The sequence below is a fragment of the Pseudomonas sp. NBRC 100443 genome (genome assembly GCF_030268185.1).
Taxonomy (GTDB): domain Bacteria; phylum Pseudomonadota; class Gammaproteobacteria; order Pseudomonadales; family Pseudomonadaceae; genus Pseudomonas; species Pseudomonas citronellolis.
In genome coordinates, this window is record NZ_BSQE01000025.1 from 11,792 (window position 1) to 27,864 (window position 16,073).

The window sequence follows — 16,073 nt, forward strand, 5'->3', positions numbered from 1 at the left end:
CTTGGCCGACTGCACCTCCCCAATCGAACAACAAGCAACGAGGTTTCCCATGCGTGAAGTGGTGATCGTCGACAGCGTCCGTACCGGCCTGGCCAAGTCGTTCCGCGGCAAGTTCAACATGACCCGGCCCGACGACATGGTGGCCCACTGCATCGACGCGCTGCTGGCGCGCAACGGCCTGGACCCGCTGCTGGTGGACGACTGCGTGGTCGGCGCCGGCTCCAACGAGGGCGCCCAGGGCCACAACATCGGCCGCAACGCCGCGGTGCTGTCGAAGCTGGGCATCCACGTCGCCGGCATGACCCTCAACCGCTACTGCTCCTCGGGCCTGCAGGCCATCGCCATCGCCGCCAACCAGGTGGCCTCCGGCTGCAGCGACATCCTGGTGGCCGGCGGCGTCGAGTCCATCACCCTGACGGCCAAGTCGCGCAACACCGACCACTTCGTCAACCCGCGCCTGGAAGCGGAATTCCCGGGGATCTACTACCCCATGGGGCAGACCGCCGAGATCGTCGCCCGCCGCTACAACGTCACCCGCGAGGAACAGGACCTCTACGCCCTGCAGAGCCAGCAGCGCACCGCCCGCGCCCAGGCCGAGGGCCTGTTCGACGACGAAATCGTGCCGATGAACGTGCGCTACGCCGTGGAAGACAAGGCCACCGGCGAGAAGAAGGTGGTCGAAGGTGTGGTCGACCGCGACGACTGCAACCGCCCGGACACCACCCTCGAAGGCCTCAACTCGCTGAAGCCGGTGTTCGCCGAAGACGGCTCGGTGACCGCCGGCAACGCCTCGCAGCTTTCCGATGGCGCCTCCATGACCCTGGTGATGAGCCTGGACAAGGCCCTGGAACTGGGCCTCAAGCCCAAGGCCTTCTTCCGCGGCTTCACCGTGGCCGGCTGCGAGCCGGACGAGATGGGCATCGGCCCGGTGTTCTCGGTGCCCAAGCTGCTCAAGGCCCGCGGCCTGCAGATCGACGACATCGACCTGTGGGAGCTCAACGAAGCCTTCGCCTCGCAGTGCCTGTACGCGCGCAACCGCCTGGGCATCGACAACGAGAAGTACAACGTCAACGGCGGCTCCATCTCCATCGGCCACCCCTTCGGCATGACCGGCTCGCGCCAGGTCGGCCACCTGGTGCGCGAACTGCAGCGGCGCAACCTGCGCTACGGCATCGTGACCATGTGCGTGGGCGGCGGCATGGGCGCCACCGGCCTGTTCGAAGCGGTCCGCTGAGCCTGGCGGCCGTCCCCACGCAGGAGGGCCGATAGCGAAGCCCCGGCAGCGATGCCGGGGCTTTTTTCGTTGGAGGGGCTTTTCGTAGGAGCGAGGGGGGGCGCCTAGCTCTTGCTCGCGAATGGTGTTCTGCCGGCCAGGTTCGGCGTGCGTCTTGAAGAGCGCCCTCTCCCTAACCCTCTCCCTGAAGGGAGAGGGGACCGTTCGGTGTGCTTGGATGCTCTGGAGTCAGCCGGCCACGACGGTGGTTTCCAGCTGAAACCATCCTTCCCCACTGGCACGGACAAGCCCCCTCTCCCTTCAGGGAGAGGGCTGGGGAGAGGGAAGGGAGGTCACCTGATGTGCCAGTGCATCAGGGAAACTCCCATTCGCGAGCAAGCTCGCTCCTACAGAAAAGCTCACCCCGGCACCACCAAAGAAAAACCCCGGCACCTGGCCGGGGTTCATGACTCGCCTAAAACCCAGACAACACCTACTGCGCCACCCGCGCATACAACCCGGCGGCCTGCTGCATCCGGCTGATGTACTGCATCACCTCGCGTTCCGCATCGAAGCGGGTGAAGTACGGCCCTTCCAGCGTGCCTTCGCGGGTCGAGAAGAAATACTGGCCATTGACCGCGCTGATCCGGTCGCTCCGATAGTGGGTGCCCGGCTCGCCGTCAGTCACTCGTTTACCGAACATGAAGATACCTCCCACACCTTGCGGGTTAATGATTTCAGTGTAGTCAGGCCGGGCGGCGGCGGGGCGCAGGCGACGAATGGACGGCGGCGGGGGCCTTGGCGGCTATGCTCAATGGCCAGTGGCGCGAGGCCAGGCGGCTGCATGTCTTTTTTGTTATAAGAAAATCAAAATATATTCTTTTTAATGCAATCCGGCCTTGTGCATAGTGAACCCCACACGAACCAGGAGCCCAACCCATGAGTCTGCGTCTTGGCGACATCGCCCCCGACTTCGAACAGGAATCCAGCGAAGGCCGCATCCGTTTCCACGAATGGCTCGGCGACAGCTGGGGCATTCTCTTCTCCCACCCGGCGGACTTCACCCCGGTGTGCACCACCGAGCTGGGCCTGACCGCCAAGCTCAAGGACGACTTCGCCCAGCGCGGCGTCAAGGTGATCGCGCTGTCGGTGGACCCGGTGGAGTCCCACGTGAAGTGGATCGATGACATCAACGAAACCCAGAACACCGTGGTCAACTTCCCGATCATCGCCGACGCCGACCGCAAGGTCTCCGAGCTGTACGACCTGATCCACCCGAACGCCAACGACACCCTGACCGTGCGTTCGCTGTTCGTCATCGACCCGAACAAGAAGGTGCGCCTGACCATCACCTACCCGGCCAGCACCGGGCGCAACTTCAACGAGATCCTGCGGGTGGTGGACTCGCTGCAACTGACCGACAACCACAAGGTCGCCACGCCCGGCAACTGGCAGGACGGCGACGAGGTGGTCATCGTGCCCTCTCTGAAAGACGAGGACGAGATTCGCCAGCGTTTCCCCAAAGGCTACCGCGCGGTCAAGCCGTACCTGCGCCTGACCCCGCAGCCCAACCGCTGATTTTCCCGCGGCTGCCCCGCGCAGCCGCGCCGTTGTTCCAAACCACGAGTAGGGTATTCGGCCGGTTCGTCCGGCCGCCTTTTTTTCCGTTCCCGCCCGGCTTCGCGCCGCGCTTTGTTTTCCCGCTCTGACTTGCCCGCCACACGGGGAGAAGACGTCAGCCACGTTGCCAAGGAGATCGACCATGGGTCCGTCCACCTGGCGCCGCAGCCTGACCGCCGCTCTCCTGGCGTGTCTGCCGTTCGGCGCCTTCACTGCCACCGCTTCCGCACAAACGCCAAAGGAAGTCCGCCTGGACTATGCCTACTACGCGCCCACCAGCCTGGTGCTCAGGCACTTCGGCTGGCTGGAAGACGCGCTCAAGCCCCAGGGCACCGAGGTGCGCTGGGTGTTCAGCCAGGGCAGCAACCGCTCGCTGGAATACCTCAACGCCGGCAGCACCGACTTCGCTTCCACCGCGGGGCTGGCCGCGGTGCTCAGCCGCGCCAACGGCAGCCCGCTGAAGACCGTGTACATCGCCTCGCGCCCGGAATGGACCGCGCTGGTGGTGCCCAAGGACTCGCCGCTGAAATCCCTGGCCGACCTCAAGGGCCACAAGGTGGCCGCCACCAAGGGCACCGACCCCTACCTGTTCCTGCTGCGCAGCCTGCAGAGCGTCGGCCTGGGCAAGGGCGACGTGGAGATCGTCCACCTGCAGCACCCCGACGGCCGCACCGCGCTGGAGCGCGGCCAGGTGGACGCCTGGGCCGGGCTCGACCCGCACATGGCGGCCAGCGAGCTGCAGGCCGGCTCGCGGCTGCTGTACCGCAACGTGAACTTCAACAGCTACGGCGTGCTCAGCGTCACCGAGCGTTTCGCCCGTGAGCAGCCGCAACTGATCAAGCAGGTCATCGGCGCTTACGAGCGGGCCCGCCACTGGGCCATCGAGCATCCGGAGGAGACCGCCAGGCTGCTGGCCGAGGAGGCCAGGCTGCCGCTGGAAGTGGCCAGGCTGCAGCTTTCGCGCACCGACTTCAGCCAGCCGCTGCCCGGCGCCGAGCAGGTCGCCGCGCTCAAGGCCGCCGCGCCCATCCTGGTGGACGAGCAATTGGTGCGCCCCGGCACCGACGTGGCCAAGGTGGTGGACCAGTTGATCGACCCGCAACTGGCCGGCGAAGTCATCGGCAAGCAACCCCTGGCCAGGGCGGAATGAACCATGGGTGTGCCGAGCCAGCCCCTCGACCTGGGCCGTAGCCGCCGCCTGGCCCTGTCGCTGCGGCCGCGCCCGCTGCGTTGGCGGGCCTGGGTGCTGCCGTTGCTGCTGTGCGCCGCGCTGGAGATTTCCGTGCGCGCCGGCTGGCTGGCGGAGAACCAGATGCCGGCACCCAGCAGCGTCGCGCTCACCCTCTGGCAACTGGCCCATGGCGAGCTGTGGCAGCACATCGGCGCCAGCCTGGCGCGGGTGGCCAGCGGCTTCGCCATCGGCTCCTTCGCCGCCCTGCTGATCGGTACCTGGGTCGGCCTCAGCCAGCGCGCCGAGGCCTACCTGGAGCCGAGCTTCCAGGCCCTGCGGGCCATCCCCAGCCTGGCTTGGGTGCCCTTGCTGCTGCTCTGGCTGGGCATCGACGAGACGCCCAAGGTGGTGCTCATCGCCCTCGGCGCCTTCTTCCCGGTGTACCTGGCGTTGGTCGCCGGCGTGCGCGGGGTGGACCGCAAGTGGGTGGAGCTGGGCCGGCTGTACCATCTGTCCACCTTCACCCTGGCGCGGCGCATCCTCCTGCCGGCGGCGCTGCCGAGCCTGTTCACCGGGCTGCGCGGCGCCCTCAGCCTGAGCTGGATGTTCCTCGTCGCCGCCGAACTGATCGCCGCCACCCGCGGCCTGGGCTACCTGCTCAGCGATGGCCGCGAGACCTCGCGGCCGGACATCGTCATCGCCGCCATCCTGGTCCTGGCCGTGCTCGGCAAGCTCAGCGACGGCCTGCTCAAGGCCGTGGAACGCCGCGCCCTGGTCTGGCGCGACAGCTTCGAAGGCCTGGAGGGCAAGGCATGAGCGCGCTGTTGGAACTCAACAACATCCGCAAGAGCTTCGACGGCCTGCGCGTGCTCGACGACGTCAGCCTGGCGCTGGCGCCGGGGGAGGTGGTCAGCCTGCTGGGCCCCAGCGGCTGCGGCAAGAGCACCCTGCTGCGCATCGCCGCCGGCCTGGACGCCGACTTCGCCGGGCAGCTGCAGCGCAACCCGCTGCTGGGCTTCGGCCCGGACGGCGAGAGCGGCCGCGGCGGCGGCATCGGCGTGGTGTTCCAGGAGCCGCGCCTGCTGCCCTGGCTGACGGTGGCGCAGAACGTCGGTTTCGCCGACGGCTGGCTGGCCGACGACCAGCGCATCGCCCGGCTGCTGCGCGACGTCGGCCTGGAAGGCAAGGGCGGCCTGCTGCCCAAGCAGCTCTCCGGCGGCATGGCCCAGCGTGCGGCCATCGCCCGCGGGCTCTACGGCCGCCCGCAGGTGCTGCTGCTGGACGAGCCCTTCAGCGCGGTGGACGCCTTCACCCGCCTGCGCCTGCAGGACCTGATCCAGCAACTGGCCCTGGAATACGACATCAGCATCCTGCTGGTCACCCACGACCTCGACGAGGCCTTCTACCTGGGCGACCGCGTGCTGCTCCTGGGCGGCGCCCCGAGCCGCCTGCGCCGCGAGTTCCCGGTGCCCCTGCAACGCCCGCGCGACCGCCGCGCGGTGGAGCTGGCGTACCTGCGGGGAGAGGCGCTGACGGAGTTGCAGCATTCCCATGTGATCTAGATGCCGCGCTGTTCGTAGGAGCGAGGGGGACGCCTGGTTCTTGTTCGCGAATTGGCGTTTGCTGGTGGCCTAGGTGCTGGGTTCAAGAGCGCCCTCTCCCCAGCCCTCTCCCTGAAGGGAGAGGGGGCTTGTCCGTGCCGAGAAAGGATTTGGTGTCAGCCGGGGCTCGGTGCAAGCCGGCTAACACAGAAACACCAGCGCACTCCGAACGGTCCCCTCTCCCTTCAGGGAGAGGGTTAGGGAGAGGGAGCGGAGTCCCCCCAGAACACCGCTGCCACAAGTAACTCCCGTTCGCGAGCAAGCTCGCTCCTACAGTCTTTATCCAAGTTATAAGCAAATGAATAAATAACATTTATTGGAATATCAAAACCCCTGTTAAGGTCTATGCACGTTGGTTAGCGAGCCGGCTTCAAGTCGGCTCTTTCAGTTATAAGGAAGCGTGCAATGTATGTGGTGACCCTCGCCGGCAGTCCGAGCCAGCGCTCCCGTTCCGCGGTCCTGCTGGACGTTGCCCGCCGGTGGCTGCATGAGCGTGGGGTGGAGGTGCGCGCCTACCAGGTGCGCGACTTCGCCGCCGAGGACCTGCTGCATGCCCGCTTCGACAGCCCCCAGGTGCTGGAGCTGCTGGAGCAGGTGGCGCGGGCCGACGGCCTGGTGATCGCCACCCCGGTGTACAAGGCCTCCATCGCCGGCGCCCTCAAGGTGCTGCTGGACCTGCTGCCCGAGCGCGCCCTGAGCCACAAGGTGGTGCTGCCCCTGGCCACCGGCGGCAGCAGCGCCCACATGCTCGCCGTGGACTACGCGCTCAAGCCGGTGCTGGCGGCGCTGAAGGCCCAGGAGATGCTGCACGGCGTGTTCGCCGAGGATTCGCAGATCGCCTACGCCACGGCCGATGCGCCGGCGCAGCTGGAGCCGGCCCTGGAGCGGCGCCTGCTGGAGTCCCTGGAACAGTTCCACGGCGCCCTGGCGCGGCGGCCCCGGCCGATCGACCCGAACCTGCTCAGCGAGCGGTTGCTCAAGGCGCGCTGGAGTATTTGAGAGAGGCGGCTGCAGGCTGCAAGCGACAAGCTGCAAGAAAAAGCGCGGAGCGCTACCGAGCCTCGAATAGGCAGGTGCGTGACTGCCAGACGACAAGAAACCAGGTCCTCAGCATCCCGCCAACGGGAGCGCAGGTCCGGCGAGCACACAACGACAAAGGAGCATGCAATGCGCAACCTCACTTTGCGTGGTGGACTGGCGGCCCTGCTGATCGCGGCCCTGGCCCACGGCGCCCAAGCCGAAGAACGACCCGGTACCCTGCGTATCGGCTACCAGAAGTACGGCACCCTGGTGCTGCTCAAGGCCCGCGGCACGCTGGAGAAGCGCCTGGCCGAGCAGGGCATCAAGGTACAGTGGACCGAGTTCCCCGGCGGCCCGCAGCTGCTGGAAGGGCTGAACGTCGGCAGCATCGACTTCGGCGTCACCGGCGAGACGCCGCCGGTGTTCGCCCAGGCCGCCGGCGCCGACCTGGTCTACGTGGCCAACGAGCCACCGGCGCCCACCAGCGAGGCCATTCTGCTGCCCAAGGACTCGCCGATCAAATCCGTGGCCGAGCTCAAGGGCAGGAAGGTCGCCCTGAACAAGGGCTCCAACGTGCACTACCTGCTGGTGCGCGCCCTGGAGGAGAACGGCCTGAAGTACAGCGACATCCAGCCGGTGTACCTGCCGCCGGCCGACGCCCGCGCGGCCTTCGAGCGCGGCGCCGTCGACGCCTGGGTGATCTGGGACCCGTACCAGGCCGCCGCCGAGAAGCAGCTGCACGCCCGCACCCTGGTCGACGCCCGCGGCCTGGCCGACAACCACCAGTTCTACCTGGCCACCCGCACCTACGCCAAGGAGCACCCGCAGGTGCTGACCACCCTGGTGGAAGAAGTGCGCTCGGTGGGCGAGTGGTCGCAGAAGAACCCCGAGCAGGTCACCGAACAGGTGGCCCCGCTGCTCGGCCTGCCCGCCGACATCACCCTCACCGCGGTCAAGCGCCAGGGCTACGGCGCGCAGTTCATCACCCCCGAGGTGGTGGCCAAGCAGCAGAAGATCGCCGACGCCTTCACCCAGCTGAAGCTGATTCCCAAGGCGCTGAGCATCAAGGACGTGGTCTGGACGCCGCCGGCGGACAGCAAGGCCAAGGTGGCCCAGGCGCAGTAAGCGTCCATTGGGTTCCCGCGTTCGCGGGAACCCAGCGACTTCACCCGATTCCGACACCCCATCATCGCGCGGCTACGCCACGCCGGCGCGCTCAATCTGGAGTTATAGCGATGAGCCTCAACATCTTCTGGTTCCTTCCCACCCACGGCGACGGCCATTACCTTGGCACCGCCGAGGGCGCCCGCGCGGTCGACCACGGCTACCTGCAGCAGGTGGCCCAGGCCGCCGACCGCCTCGGCTTCGGCGGCGTATTGATCCCCACCGGGCGCTCCTGCGAGGACTCCTGGCTGGTCGCCGCCTCGCTGATCCCGGTGACCCAGCGCCTGAAGTTCCTGGTGGCGCTGCGCCCGGGGATCATTTCGCCGACCGTGGCCGCGCGCCAGGCAGCGACCCTGGACCGTCTGTCCAACGGCCGCGCGCTGTTCAACCTGGTCACCGGCGGCGACCCGGACGAGCTGGCCGGCGACGGCCTGCACCTGAGCCATGAAGAGCGCTACGAGGCCTCCGTTGAATTCACCCGCATCTGGCGCCGCGTGCTGGAAGGCGAGACCGTCGACTACGACGGCAAGCACATCCAGGTACAGGGCGCCAAGCTGCTCTACCCGCCGATCCAGCAGCCGCGCCCGCCGCTGTACTTCGGCGGCTCCTCGGAAGCCGCCCAGGACCTCGCCGCCGAGCAGGTCGAGCTGTACCTGACCTGGGGCGAGCCGCCGGCCGCGGTGGCCGAGAAAATCGCCCAGGTCCGCGAGAAGGCTGCCAAGCAGGGCCGCAGCGTGCGCTTCGGCATCCGCCTGCACGTGATCGTCCGCGAAACCAACGAGGAAGCCTGGAAGGCCGCCGACCGTCTGATCAGCCACCTCGACCAGGACACCATCGACCGCGCCCAGGCCTCGCTCGCCCGCTTCGACTCGGTGGGCCAGCAGCGCATGGCCGCCCTGCACGGCGGCAGCAAGGACAACCTGGAAGTCTCGCCCAACCTCTGGGCCGGCGTCGGCCTGGTGCGCGGCGGCGCCGGCACCGCGCTGGTCGGCGACGGCCCGACCGTGGCCGCGCGGGTCAAGGAATACGCCGAGCTTGGCATCGACACCTTCATCTTCTCCGGCTACCCGCACCTGGAAGAGTCCTACCGCGTCGCCGAACTGCTGTTCCCGCACCTGGACCTGGCCCGTCCGCAGCAGCCCGAAGCCCGCGGCTACGTCAGCCCGTTCGGCGAGATGGTGGCCAACGACATCCTGCCCAGGCAGCAGGCCGCACAGAGCTGAAGTCGACTTTGTAGGAGCGAGCTTGCTCGCGAACCCCGCGAGCAACCCGGAGAAGCACAAGACATGAAGACAAATACTCTCAACCAAGTGGCTCAGCGCCTGGCGCCCTGGGCCTTGCCGGTGGCTCTGGTGCTGGTCTGGCAGGTGGCGGTGGAGGGCGGTTTCCTCTCCAGCCGCATCCTGCCGGCGCCCAGCGCGGTGGTCGAGGCCGGCTACCAGCTGGTGAAGAGCGGCGAGCTCTGGCAACACCTGGCGATCAGCACCTGGCGCGCCGCCATCGGCTTCGTCATCGGCGGCTCCATCGGCCTGGCCCTGGGCCTGGTCACCGGCCTGTCGAAGTGGGGCGAGCGCTTCCTCGACAGCTCTGTGCAGATGATCCGCAACGTGCCGCACCTGGCGCTGATCCCGCTGGTGATCCTGTGGTTCGGCATCGACGAGTCGGCGAAGATCTTCCTGGTCGCCCTCGGCACCCTGTTCCCCATCTACCTGAACACCTACCACGGCATCCGCAACATCGACTCCGGCCTGCTGGAGATGGCGCGCAGCTACGGCCTGTCCGGCTTCGCCCTGTTCCGCCAGGTGATCCTGCCCGGCGCGCTGCCGTCGATCCTGGTGGGCGTGCGCTTCGCCCTGGGCTTCATGTGGCTGACGCTGATCGTCGCCGAGACCATCTCCGCCAGCTCCGGCATCGGCTACCTGGCGATGAACGCCCGGGAGTTCCTGCAGACCGACGTGGTGGTCCTGGCGATCCTGCTCTACGCCGTGCTCGGCAAGCTGGCCGACCTCGCCGCCCGCGGCCTGGAGCGCGTCTGGCTGCGCTGGCACCCGGCCTACCAGGCCAAGGGAGGTGCGGCATGAACGCCCTCAGCACTCCGCAGAACCTCAAGCAGGGCATCCCGCTGGCGCTGAACGGCGTGGTCAAGCGTTTCGGCGAGCGCGAGGTGCTCAAGGGCATCGACCTGCGCATCCCGGCCGGCCAGTTCGTCGCCATCGTCGGCCGCAGCGGCTGCGGCAAGAGCACCCTGCTGCGCCTGCTGGCCGGCCTCGACGCCCCCAGCGAAGGCCAGTTGCTGGCCGGCTCCGCGCCCCTGGAAGAGGCCCGCGAAGGCACCCGCCTGATGTTCCAGGACGCCCGCCTGCTGCCCTGGAAGCGGGTGATCGACAACGTCGGCCTGGGCCTGTCCGGCGACTGGCGCAAGCAGGCCCTGGAAGCCCTGGAAGCGGTGGGCCTGGCCGACCGCGCCCGGGAGTGGCCGGCCAGCCTGTCCGGCGGCCAGAAGCAGCGCGTGGCCCTGGCCCGCGCGCTGATCCACCGGCCGCGCCTGCTGCTGCTGGACGAGCCGCTGGGCGCGCTGGATGCGCTGACCCGCATCGAGATGCAGCGGCTGATCGAGAACCTCTGGCAGCGCCACGGCTTCACCGTGCTGCTGGTCACCCACGACGTCAGCGAGGCGGTGGCCGTCGCCGACCGGGTGATCCTCATCGAGGAAGGCGAGATCGGCCTGGACCTGAACGTCGACCTGGCCCGCCCGCGCTCCCGCGGCTCGGCGCGCCTGGCCGCGCTGGAGGCCGAAGTGCTCGACCGCGTGCTGGCGTTGCCGCCGCTGCCGCCCGAGCCGGAACCCGTATCCCCACTGCCCACGCAACTGCGCTGGGCGCTCTGATCCACCGTTCATCCGTGCACTACCGACATTCCCCATAGGAGAAACGCCATGACCATCAAAGCCATCAACGTCCGCAACCAGTTCAAGGGCACCGTGAAGGAAATCCTCGAAGGCCCGGTGCTCTCGGAAATCGACGTGCAGACCGCCGCCGGCATCGTCACCTCGGTGATCACCACCCGCTCCGTGAAGGAACTGGAACTGGCCGTGGGCAGCGAAGTGATCGCCTTCGTGAAATCCACCGAGGTGTCCATCGCCAAGCTGTGAGGCGGGGAGGGCGGCGTTTGCGCTGCCCTGGGTGCGAAAAAAAGGCGGACGCCCCTGTGGCGCGTCCGCCTTTTTCTTTGCCGGCGCGCTCTACATCAGCGCCTGGCGCCGCGCCGCCATGTGCGCGAGGTAGTCGATCAGCTGGTCCAGCTCGGTGTCGTCGAGGGTTTCCGGGGCGAAGCCGGGCATCTTCGCCTGGGGCCAGCGGCGCAGGCTCTGCGGGTCGCGGATGTAGGCGTGGAGGAAGTCCCTGGCGAAGTACTCGGTGGGGCTGTAGGGCTGGTTCAGGTCCGGGCCGAACTGGGCGTCGCCGGCGCCGTTCAGGCGGTGGCAGGCCAGGCAGTGCTTCTGGAACAGGGCGAAGCCGGCCTGCACGTCGGGGCTGGCGTCCTTGGCCGGGACCAGGGCCGGGAAGCGGATTTCCACCGAATCCAGCACGCGCAGGCTGCTGACCTGGAAGGGCCATTGCTCCGGGCCGATGGCCGAGGCCTGCGGGTCGGTCCAGACCAGGTAGAAGGGCCCGGCCGAGGGCTTGTCCTGGCCCAGCGGCGGCCAGGGCTTCTTTTCGTCTTCGATGGCCAGCCAGGCCCGCGCGCCGTCCTTCTGCAGCAGCGGCGCGGCGGGCAGCTCGGCGGCGAAGCCGTCCAGCGCCACGGCCTGCACGTGGGCGCGGCCGTCCACGCCCTCCAGCAGCGCCGCCAGCGGCACCGCGCGGTAGTGCATGGTGCGCTTGTAGGCCACGTCGTCCTTGATCTCGATGTTGCGCGCCTGGGGGTTGCCCAGCAGCTCGGCGCTGCTCAGCGTGCGCGTGCCGGCGGGCAGCTCCAGGGTCAGTTCGGCGGCGAATACGGTGGGGCAAAGCAGGATCAGCAGCGACAGGATGAAGCGCATGGGCGGGCTCCAGCGATGGGCTGCGCAAACATAGCAGAGGATGCCGACGAACGGCACTGCCACCTGCGCTGCGAGGGCGCGGCCCCTCGGGCGACGCCGGCTTCGCAGCGGCAGGCGGACGGTTGGCTAGCCGACCAGGCGACTGAGGTTGGGGATGATGAGCACCACTGCGGTAACGAAGACGATCAGGCTGGCCTGCCGCCATTTCTTCGGTTGTTGATCCATCATGATGTTCCCGCCTTTCTTGTTGTTGGCCCGCTCCCGCGCGCTCATACGGCCCGGCGCCGGGTGGCTGCGACCTTGGCTTTGCATACCGGCCGCCCCGGCAAGACCCGGCAGCGACGTCCCATAGGTACTGCGAAATTTCAGTCTAAGCCCCGGCTGGCGCGGGCTTAGACGATCTGGCAGCAAATCCTATGGTTCCAGGCATATTCCATCTATATGACAACGCGGTGACGGCTCTGGCTCGCGGCCCGACCGCTCATCCGACCGCCCGTCGGGGCGCCGCCCAGAGCGGTGCGCCAGGCGACCGCCGGTCGGCGCGGCTGAGCGCGGGAGTCAATCCGCCTGAGCGATCCGGTCATTGCCGGCCGCCACCGCGCGGTTAAGGTAGGCCGACACGCTGCCTGCGTGACCTCCACGCCAAGAGAGCACTCCCAAGAGAGAACGCCATGACCGAAGCATTGATTTACGACGCGGTGCGCACGCCCCGCGGCAAGGGCAAGAAGGACGGCGCGCTGTACAGCGTCAAGCCGGTCGACCTGATGGCCGGCCTGCTGCGCGAAGTGCAGCGGCGCAACCAGCTGGACACCGCGCAGGTCGACGACATCGTCCTGGGCTGCGTGACGCCGGTGGGCGACCAGGGCGCCGACATCGCCAAGACCGCCGCCCTGGTCGCCGACTGGGACGAGCAGGTGGCGGGCGTGCAGATCAACCGCTTCTGCGCCTCGGGCCTGGAGGCGGTCAACCTGGGCGCCATGAAAGTGCGCTCGGGCTTCGAGGACCTGGTGCTGGTGGGCGGCGTGGAATCCATGTCGCGCGTGCCCATGGGCTCGGACGGCGGCGCCTGGGCGCTGGACCCGCAAACCAACCTGCACACCAGCTTCGTGCCCCAGGGCATCGGCGCCGACCTGATCGCCACCCTGGAAGGCTTCAGCCGCAGCGATGTCGACTCCTTCGCCCTGCGCTCCCAGCAGAAGGCCGCCAAGGCCCGCGCCGAGGGGCTGTTCGGCAAGTCCCTGGTGCCGGTCACCGACCAGAACGGCATCGTCATCCTCGACCACGACGAATTCATCCGCGCCGACTCCAGCCTGGAAGGCCTCGGCGCGCTCAAGCCGAGCTTCGAGATGATGGGGCAGATGGGCTTCGACGCCACCGCCCTGCGCAAGTACAGCTACGTCGAGCGCATCGAGCACGTGCATACCCCGGGCAACAGCTCGGGCATCGTCGACGGCGCCGCCGCCATGCTCATCGGCTCCGAGGCCAAGGGCCGCGAGCTGGGCCTGAAGGCCCGCGCGCGGATCGTCGCCACCGCGGTCACCAGCACCGACCCGACCATCATGCTCACCGGCCCCGCGCCGGCCACCCGCAAGGCCCTGGCCAAGGCCGGCCTGCGCGTCGACGAGATCGACCTGTTCGAGGTCAACGAAGCCTTCGCCTCGGTGGTGATGAAGTTCATGAAGGACATGGGCGTGCCGGAGAGCAAGGTCAACGTCAACGGCGGCTCCATCGCCATGGGCCACCCCCTGGGCGCCACCGGCTGCATGATCCTCGGCACCCTGCTCGACGAACTGGAGCGGCGCAACCTGCGCTACGGCCTGGCCACCCTCTGCGTGGGCGGCGGCATGGGCATAGCCACCATCATCGAACGCGTTTAAGGATCGATCATGGGCTACTGCGCTCGGCCATGCTGCGTTGGAAATTCTCCGGGAATGCTCATTGGCTGCAGCCAACTCCGCTTGCCGAAGAATTTCCGCCTTGCCTGACCTTCGCTCGTGACGCCCCTGAAGCGATCCCCCACCCTGGGAAGAAGATAAAAATGACCGAAGCCATCCGCTACGAAAAGGGCCAGGACAACATAGTCGTCCTGACCATGGACATGCCCGGCCAGAGCGCCAACATCATGAATGGCGCCTACCGCGAGGCCATGGCCGCCACCGTCGCTCGCCTGGAGGCCGAGAAGGACTCCATCGCCGGCGTCATCCTGACTTCCGCGAAGAAGACCTTCTTCGCCGGCGGCGACCTCAACGAACTGATCAAGGTCACCAAGGCCGACGCCCCGGCCTTCTACGCCGGCATCCTGGTGCTCAAGGGCCAGCTGCGCCGCCTGGAGACCCTCGGCAAGCCGGTGGTGGCCGCCATCAACGGCGCGGCCCTGGGCGGCGGCTGGGAAATCGCCCTGGCCTGCCACCACCGCATCGCCCTGGACGAAAGCCACGTGCAGTTGGGCCTGCCGGAAGTCACCCTGGGCCTGCTGCCCGGCGGCGGCGGGGTGGTGCGCATGGTGCGCCTGCTGGGCCTGGAGAAGGCCTTGCCGTACCTCGCCGAAGGCAAGAAGGTGCGCCCGGAACAGGCGCTCAAGGCCGGGCTGATCCACCAGCTGGCCTCCAGCCGTGAAGACATGCTGGCCAAGGCCCGCGAATGGATCGCCGCCAACCCCAACGCCAAGCAGCCGTGGGACACGGCCGGCTACAAGATCCCCGGCGGCACCCCGTCCAGCCCGAACGTGGCGCAGATGCTGGCCATCGCCCCGAGCGTGCTGCGCGACAAGACCAAGGGCTGCTTCCCGGCGCCGGAGAAGATCATGTGCGCCGCGGTCGAAGGCGCCCAGGTGGACTTCGACACCGCGCAACTGATCGAGGCGCGCTACTTCACCGAGCTGACCACCGGCCAGGTGGCGAAGAACATGATCGGCACCTTCTGGTTCCAGTTGAACGAGATCAACGCCGGCAAGTCGCGCCCGCAGGGCTACCCGCAGCAGCAGACGAAGAAGGTCGGCGTGCTCGGCGCCGGCATGATGGGCGCGGGCATCGCCTACGTCTCGGCCGCCGCCGGCATCGAGGTGGTGCTCAAGGACGTCTCCATCGAAGCGGCGGAGAAGGGCAAGGCCTACTCGGCCGCGCTGCTGGAGAAGAAGGTCGGCAAGGGCCAGATGACCGCCGAGAAGCGTGATGCCTTCCTCGCCCGCATCAAGCCGAGCGCCAGCGAAGCCGACTTCGAGGGCTGCGACCTGATCATCGAGGCGGTGTTCGAGGACCGCGCGCTCAAGGGCAAGGTCACCGCCGCCGCCGAGGCCGCCGCGCTGCCCGACGCGGTGATCGCCTCCAACACCTCGACCCTGCCGATCACCGGCCTGGCCCAGGCCGTGGCACAGCCGCAGAAGTTCATCGGCCTGCACTTCTTCAGCCCGGTGGACAAGATGCCGCTGGTGGAAATCATCCGCGGCGAGAAGACCGACGACGCCACCCTGGCCCGCGCCTTCGACTACGTCCTGCAGATCAGGAAGACGCCGATCGTGGTCAACGACAGCCGCGGCTTCTTCACCTCGCGGGTGTTCGGCACCTTCACCAACGAGGGCCTGGCCATGCTCGGCGAGGGCGTGCCGGCGGCGATGATCGAGAACCAGGCGCGCCAGGCCGGCATGCCGGTGGGCCCGCTGGCGATCAGCGACGAGGTCTCGCTGAGCCTGATGAGCCACATCCGCGAGCAGACCCGCAAGGACCTGGAGACCGAAGGCAAGGCCCTGCCCCAGCACCCGGCCTTCGCCGTGGTCGACCTGATGCTCAACGAGTACAAGCGCCCGGGCAAGGCGGCCGGCGGCGGCTTCTACGACTACCCCGCCAACGGCAGGAAACACCTGTGGCCGGAGCTGAAGCAGCGCTTCGAGAAGCCCGACGGGATGATCCCGGCCGAGGACATGCGCGACCGCATCCTCTTCGTCCAGGCCATCGAGACGGTGCGCTGCGTGGAGGAGGGCGTGCTGCTGTCGACCGCCGACGCCAACATCGGCTCGATCTTCGGCATCGGCTTCGCCGCCTGGAGCGGCGGCGCGCTGCAGTTCATCAACCAGTACGGCCTGCAGGACTTCATCGCCCGCGCGCAGTACCTGGCCGAGCAGTACGGCGAGCGCTTCGAGCCGCCGGCGCTGTTGCTGGACAAGGCGTTGCGCAACGAGACCTTCTGAATGGGCTTGGTGTAGGAACGAGGGGGACGCCTAGTTCTTGCTCGCGAACGGGAGTTACC

General features: G+C 68.0%; 15 protein-coding genes. 13 read left to right on the forward strand and 2 right to left on the reverse strand.

What is annotated here, in order from left to right:
• The first annotated feature begins 49 nt into the window (after positions 1–49).
• Positions 50–1,234: a thiolase family protein gene (locus QSJ95_RS26355; RefSeq protein ID WP_058070283.1), complete on the forward strand. Its 1,185-nt coding sequence runs from the start codon at positions 50–52 to the stop codon at positions 1,232–1,234.
• Between the two features lie 472 nt (positions 1,235–1,706).
• Here QSJ95_RS26355 and QSJ95_RS26360 read toward each other — a convergent pair whose 3' ends face one another.
• The gene (locus QSJ95_RS26360; protein ID WP_064582716.1) at positions 1,707–1,916 is read right to left on the reverse strand and encodes a DUF6316 family protein; all 210 of its coding nucleotides are present in this window, start codon (positions 1,914–1,916) and stop codon (positions 1,707–1,709) included.
• Positions 1,917–2,152: 236 nt separating this feature from the next.
• On the opposite strand from QSJ95_RS26360, the gene QSJ95_RS26365 reads away from it, so the two are divergent.
• The 10 genes from QSJ95_RS26365 (at position 2,153) to QSJ95_RS26410 (ending at position 10,940) form a co-directional block, all read left to right on the forward strand.
• Entirely contained in the window at positions 2,153–2,791 is a 639-nt protein-coding gene (locus tag QSJ95_RS26365; protein ID WP_009618796.1) for a peroxiredoxin, read from the forward strand.
• A gap of 184 nt (positions 2,792–2,975) precedes the next feature.
• Complete coding sequence (locus QSJ95_RS26370) at positions 2,976–3,983, forward strand: aliphatic sulfonate ABC transporter substrate-binding protein (RefSeq protein ID WP_285646470.1); 1,008 nt, start codon at positions 2,976–2,978, stop codon at positions 3,981–3,983.
• 9 nt (positions 3,984–3,992) lie between these two features.
• Entirely contained in the window at positions 3,993–4,820 is an 828-nt protein-coding gene (locus tag QSJ95_RS26375) for an ABC transporter permease (RefSeq protein WP_285646586.1), read from the forward strand.
• Positions 4,817–5,566: an ABC transporter ATP-binding protein gene (locus QSJ95_RS26380; RefSeq protein ID WP_009618802.1), complete on the forward strand. Its 750-nt coding sequence runs from the start codon at positions 4,817–4,819 to the stop codon at positions 5,564–5,566. The genes QSJ95_RS26375 and QSJ95_RS26380 overlap by 4 nt, the downstream gene beginning before the upstream one ends.
• Before the next feature lie 444 nt (positions 5,567–6,010).
• On the forward strand, positions 6,011–6,604 hold the full coding sequence (ssuE, locus tag QSJ95_RS26385) for an NADPH-dependent FMN reductase (protein WP_064582717.1): 594 nt from the start codon (positions 6,011–6,013) through the stop codon (positions 6,602–6,604).
• 168 nt (positions 6,605–6,772) lie between these two features.
• Positions 6,773–7,750 carry a sulfonate ABC transporter substrate-binding protein gene (locus tag QSJ95_RS26390; protein WP_043272101.1) on the forward strand — a complete coding sequence of 326 codons (978 nt, stop codon included), beginning with the start codon at positions 6,773–6,775 and terminating at the stop codon, positions 7,748–7,750.
• Between the two features lie 110 nt (positions 7,751–7,860).
• Entirely contained in the window at positions 7,861–9,012 is a 1,152-nt protein-coding gene (ssuD, locus tag QSJ95_RS26395; RefSeq protein ID WP_285646475.1) for an FMNH2-dependent alkanesulfonate monooxygenase, read from the forward strand.
• Positions 9,013–9,075: 63 nt separating this feature from the next.
• Entirely contained in the window at positions 9,076–9,870 is a 795-nt protein-coding gene (gene ssuC, locus QSJ95_RS26400; protein ID WP_009618809.1) for an aliphatic sulfonate ABC transporter permease SsuC, read from the forward strand.
• Positions 9,867–10,676: an aliphatic sulfonates ABC transporter ATP-binding protein gene (ssuB, locus tag QSJ95_RS26405; protein ID WP_285646478.1), complete on the forward strand. Its 810-nt coding sequence runs from the start codon at positions 9,867–9,869 to the stop codon at positions 10,674–10,676. Before ssuC ends, ssuB begins: the two co-directional genes overlap by 4 nt.
• A gap of 48 nt (positions 10,677–10,724) precedes the next feature.
• Complete coding sequence (locus QSJ95_RS26410; protein ID WP_009618813.1) at positions 10,725–10,940, forward strand: TOBE domain-containing protein; 216 nt, start codon at positions 10,725–10,727, stop codon at positions 10,938–10,940.
• A gap of 90 nt (positions 10,941–11,030) precedes the next feature.
• Here QSJ95_RS26410 and QSJ95_RS26415 read toward each other — a convergent pair whose 3' ends face one another.
• Positions 11,031–11,831 (reverse strand): c-type cytochrome, encoded by an 801-nt coding sequence (locus tag QSJ95_RS26415; RefSeq protein ID WP_285646480.1) that lies wholly within the window; start codon positions 11,829–11,831, stop codon positions 11,031–11,033.
• A gap of 671 nt (positions 11,832–12,502) precedes the next feature.
• Here QSJ95_RS26415 and QSJ95_RS26420 point away from each other — a divergent pair.
• Together QSJ95_RS26420 and QSJ95_RS26425 are read left to right on the forward strand one after the other, a co-directional pair.
• Entirely contained in the window at positions 12,503–13,708 is a 1,206-nt protein-coding gene (locus QSJ95_RS26420) for an acetyl-CoA C-acetyltransferase (RefSeq protein WP_285646482.1), read from the forward strand.
• A 161-nt stretch (positions 13,709–13,869) separates the two neighbouring features.
• Positions 13,870–16,014, forward strand: a complete 2,145-nt coding sequence (locus QSJ95_RS26425) for a 3-hydroxyacyl-CoA dehydrogenase NAD-binding domain-containing protein (protein WP_285646484.1) — start codon at positions 13,870–13,872, stop codon at positions 16,012–16,014.
• Positions 16,015–16,073 lie beyond the last annotated feature (59 nt).

Bases quoted from the DNA above. Each gene is read 5' to 3' on its own strand.
- QSJ95_RS26355 (WP_058070283.1), top strand. From the start codon at position 50: ATGCGTGAAGTGGTGATCGTCGACAGCGTCCGTACCGGCCTGGCCAAG.
- QSJ95_RS26415 (WP_285646480.1), bottom strand. From the start codon at position 11,831: ATGCGCTTCATCCTGTCGCTGCTGATCCTGCTTTGCCCCACCGTATTC.
- QSJ95_RS26360 (WP_064582716.1), bottom strand. From the start codon at position 1,916: ATGTTCGGTAAACGAGTGACTGACGGCGAGCCGGGCACCCACTATCGG.
- QSJ95_RS26425 (WP_285646484.1), top strand. From the start codon at position 13,870: ATGACCGAAGCCATCCGCTACGAAAAGGGCCAGGACAACATAGTCGTC.
- QSJ95_RS26365 (WP_009618796.1), top strand. From the start codon at position 2,153: ATGAGTCTGCGTCTTGGCGACATCGCCCCCGACTTCGAACAGGAATCC.
- QSJ95_RS26370 (WP_285646470.1), top strand. From the start codon at position 2,976: ATGGGTCCGTCCACCTGGCGCCGCAGCCTGACCGCCGCTCTCCTGGCG.
- QSJ95_RS26390 (WP_043272101.1), top strand. From the start codon at position 6,773: ATGCGCAACCTCACTTTGCGTGGTGGACTGGCGGCCCTGCTGATCGCG.
- ssuB (WP_285646478.1), top strand. From the start codon at position 9,867: ATGAACGCCCTCAGCACTCCGCAGAACCTCAAGCAGGGCATCCCGCTG.
- ssuC (WP_009618809.1), top strand. From the start codon at position 9,076: ATGAAGACAAATACTCTCAACCAAGTGGCTCAGCGCCTGGCGCCCTGG.
- ssuD (WP_285646475.1), top strand. From the start codon at position 7,861: ATGAGCCTCAACATCTTCTGGTTCCTTCCCACCCACGGCGACGGCCAT.
- ssuE (WP_064582717.1), top strand. From the start codon at position 6,011: ATGTATGTGGTGACCCTCGCCGGCAGTCCGAGCCAGCGCTCCCGTTCC.
- QSJ95_RS26420 (WP_285646482.1), top strand. From the start codon at position 12,503: ATGACCGAAGCATTGATTTACGACGCGGTGCGCACGCCCCGCGGCAAG.
- QSJ95_RS26380 (WP_009618802.1), top strand. From the start codon at position 4,817: ATGAGCGCGCTGTTGGAACTCAACAACATCCGCAAGAGCTTCGACGGC.
- QSJ95_RS26410 (WP_009618813.1), top strand. From the start codon at position 10,725: ATGACCATCAAAGCCATCAACGTCCGCAACCAGTTCAAGGGCACCGTG.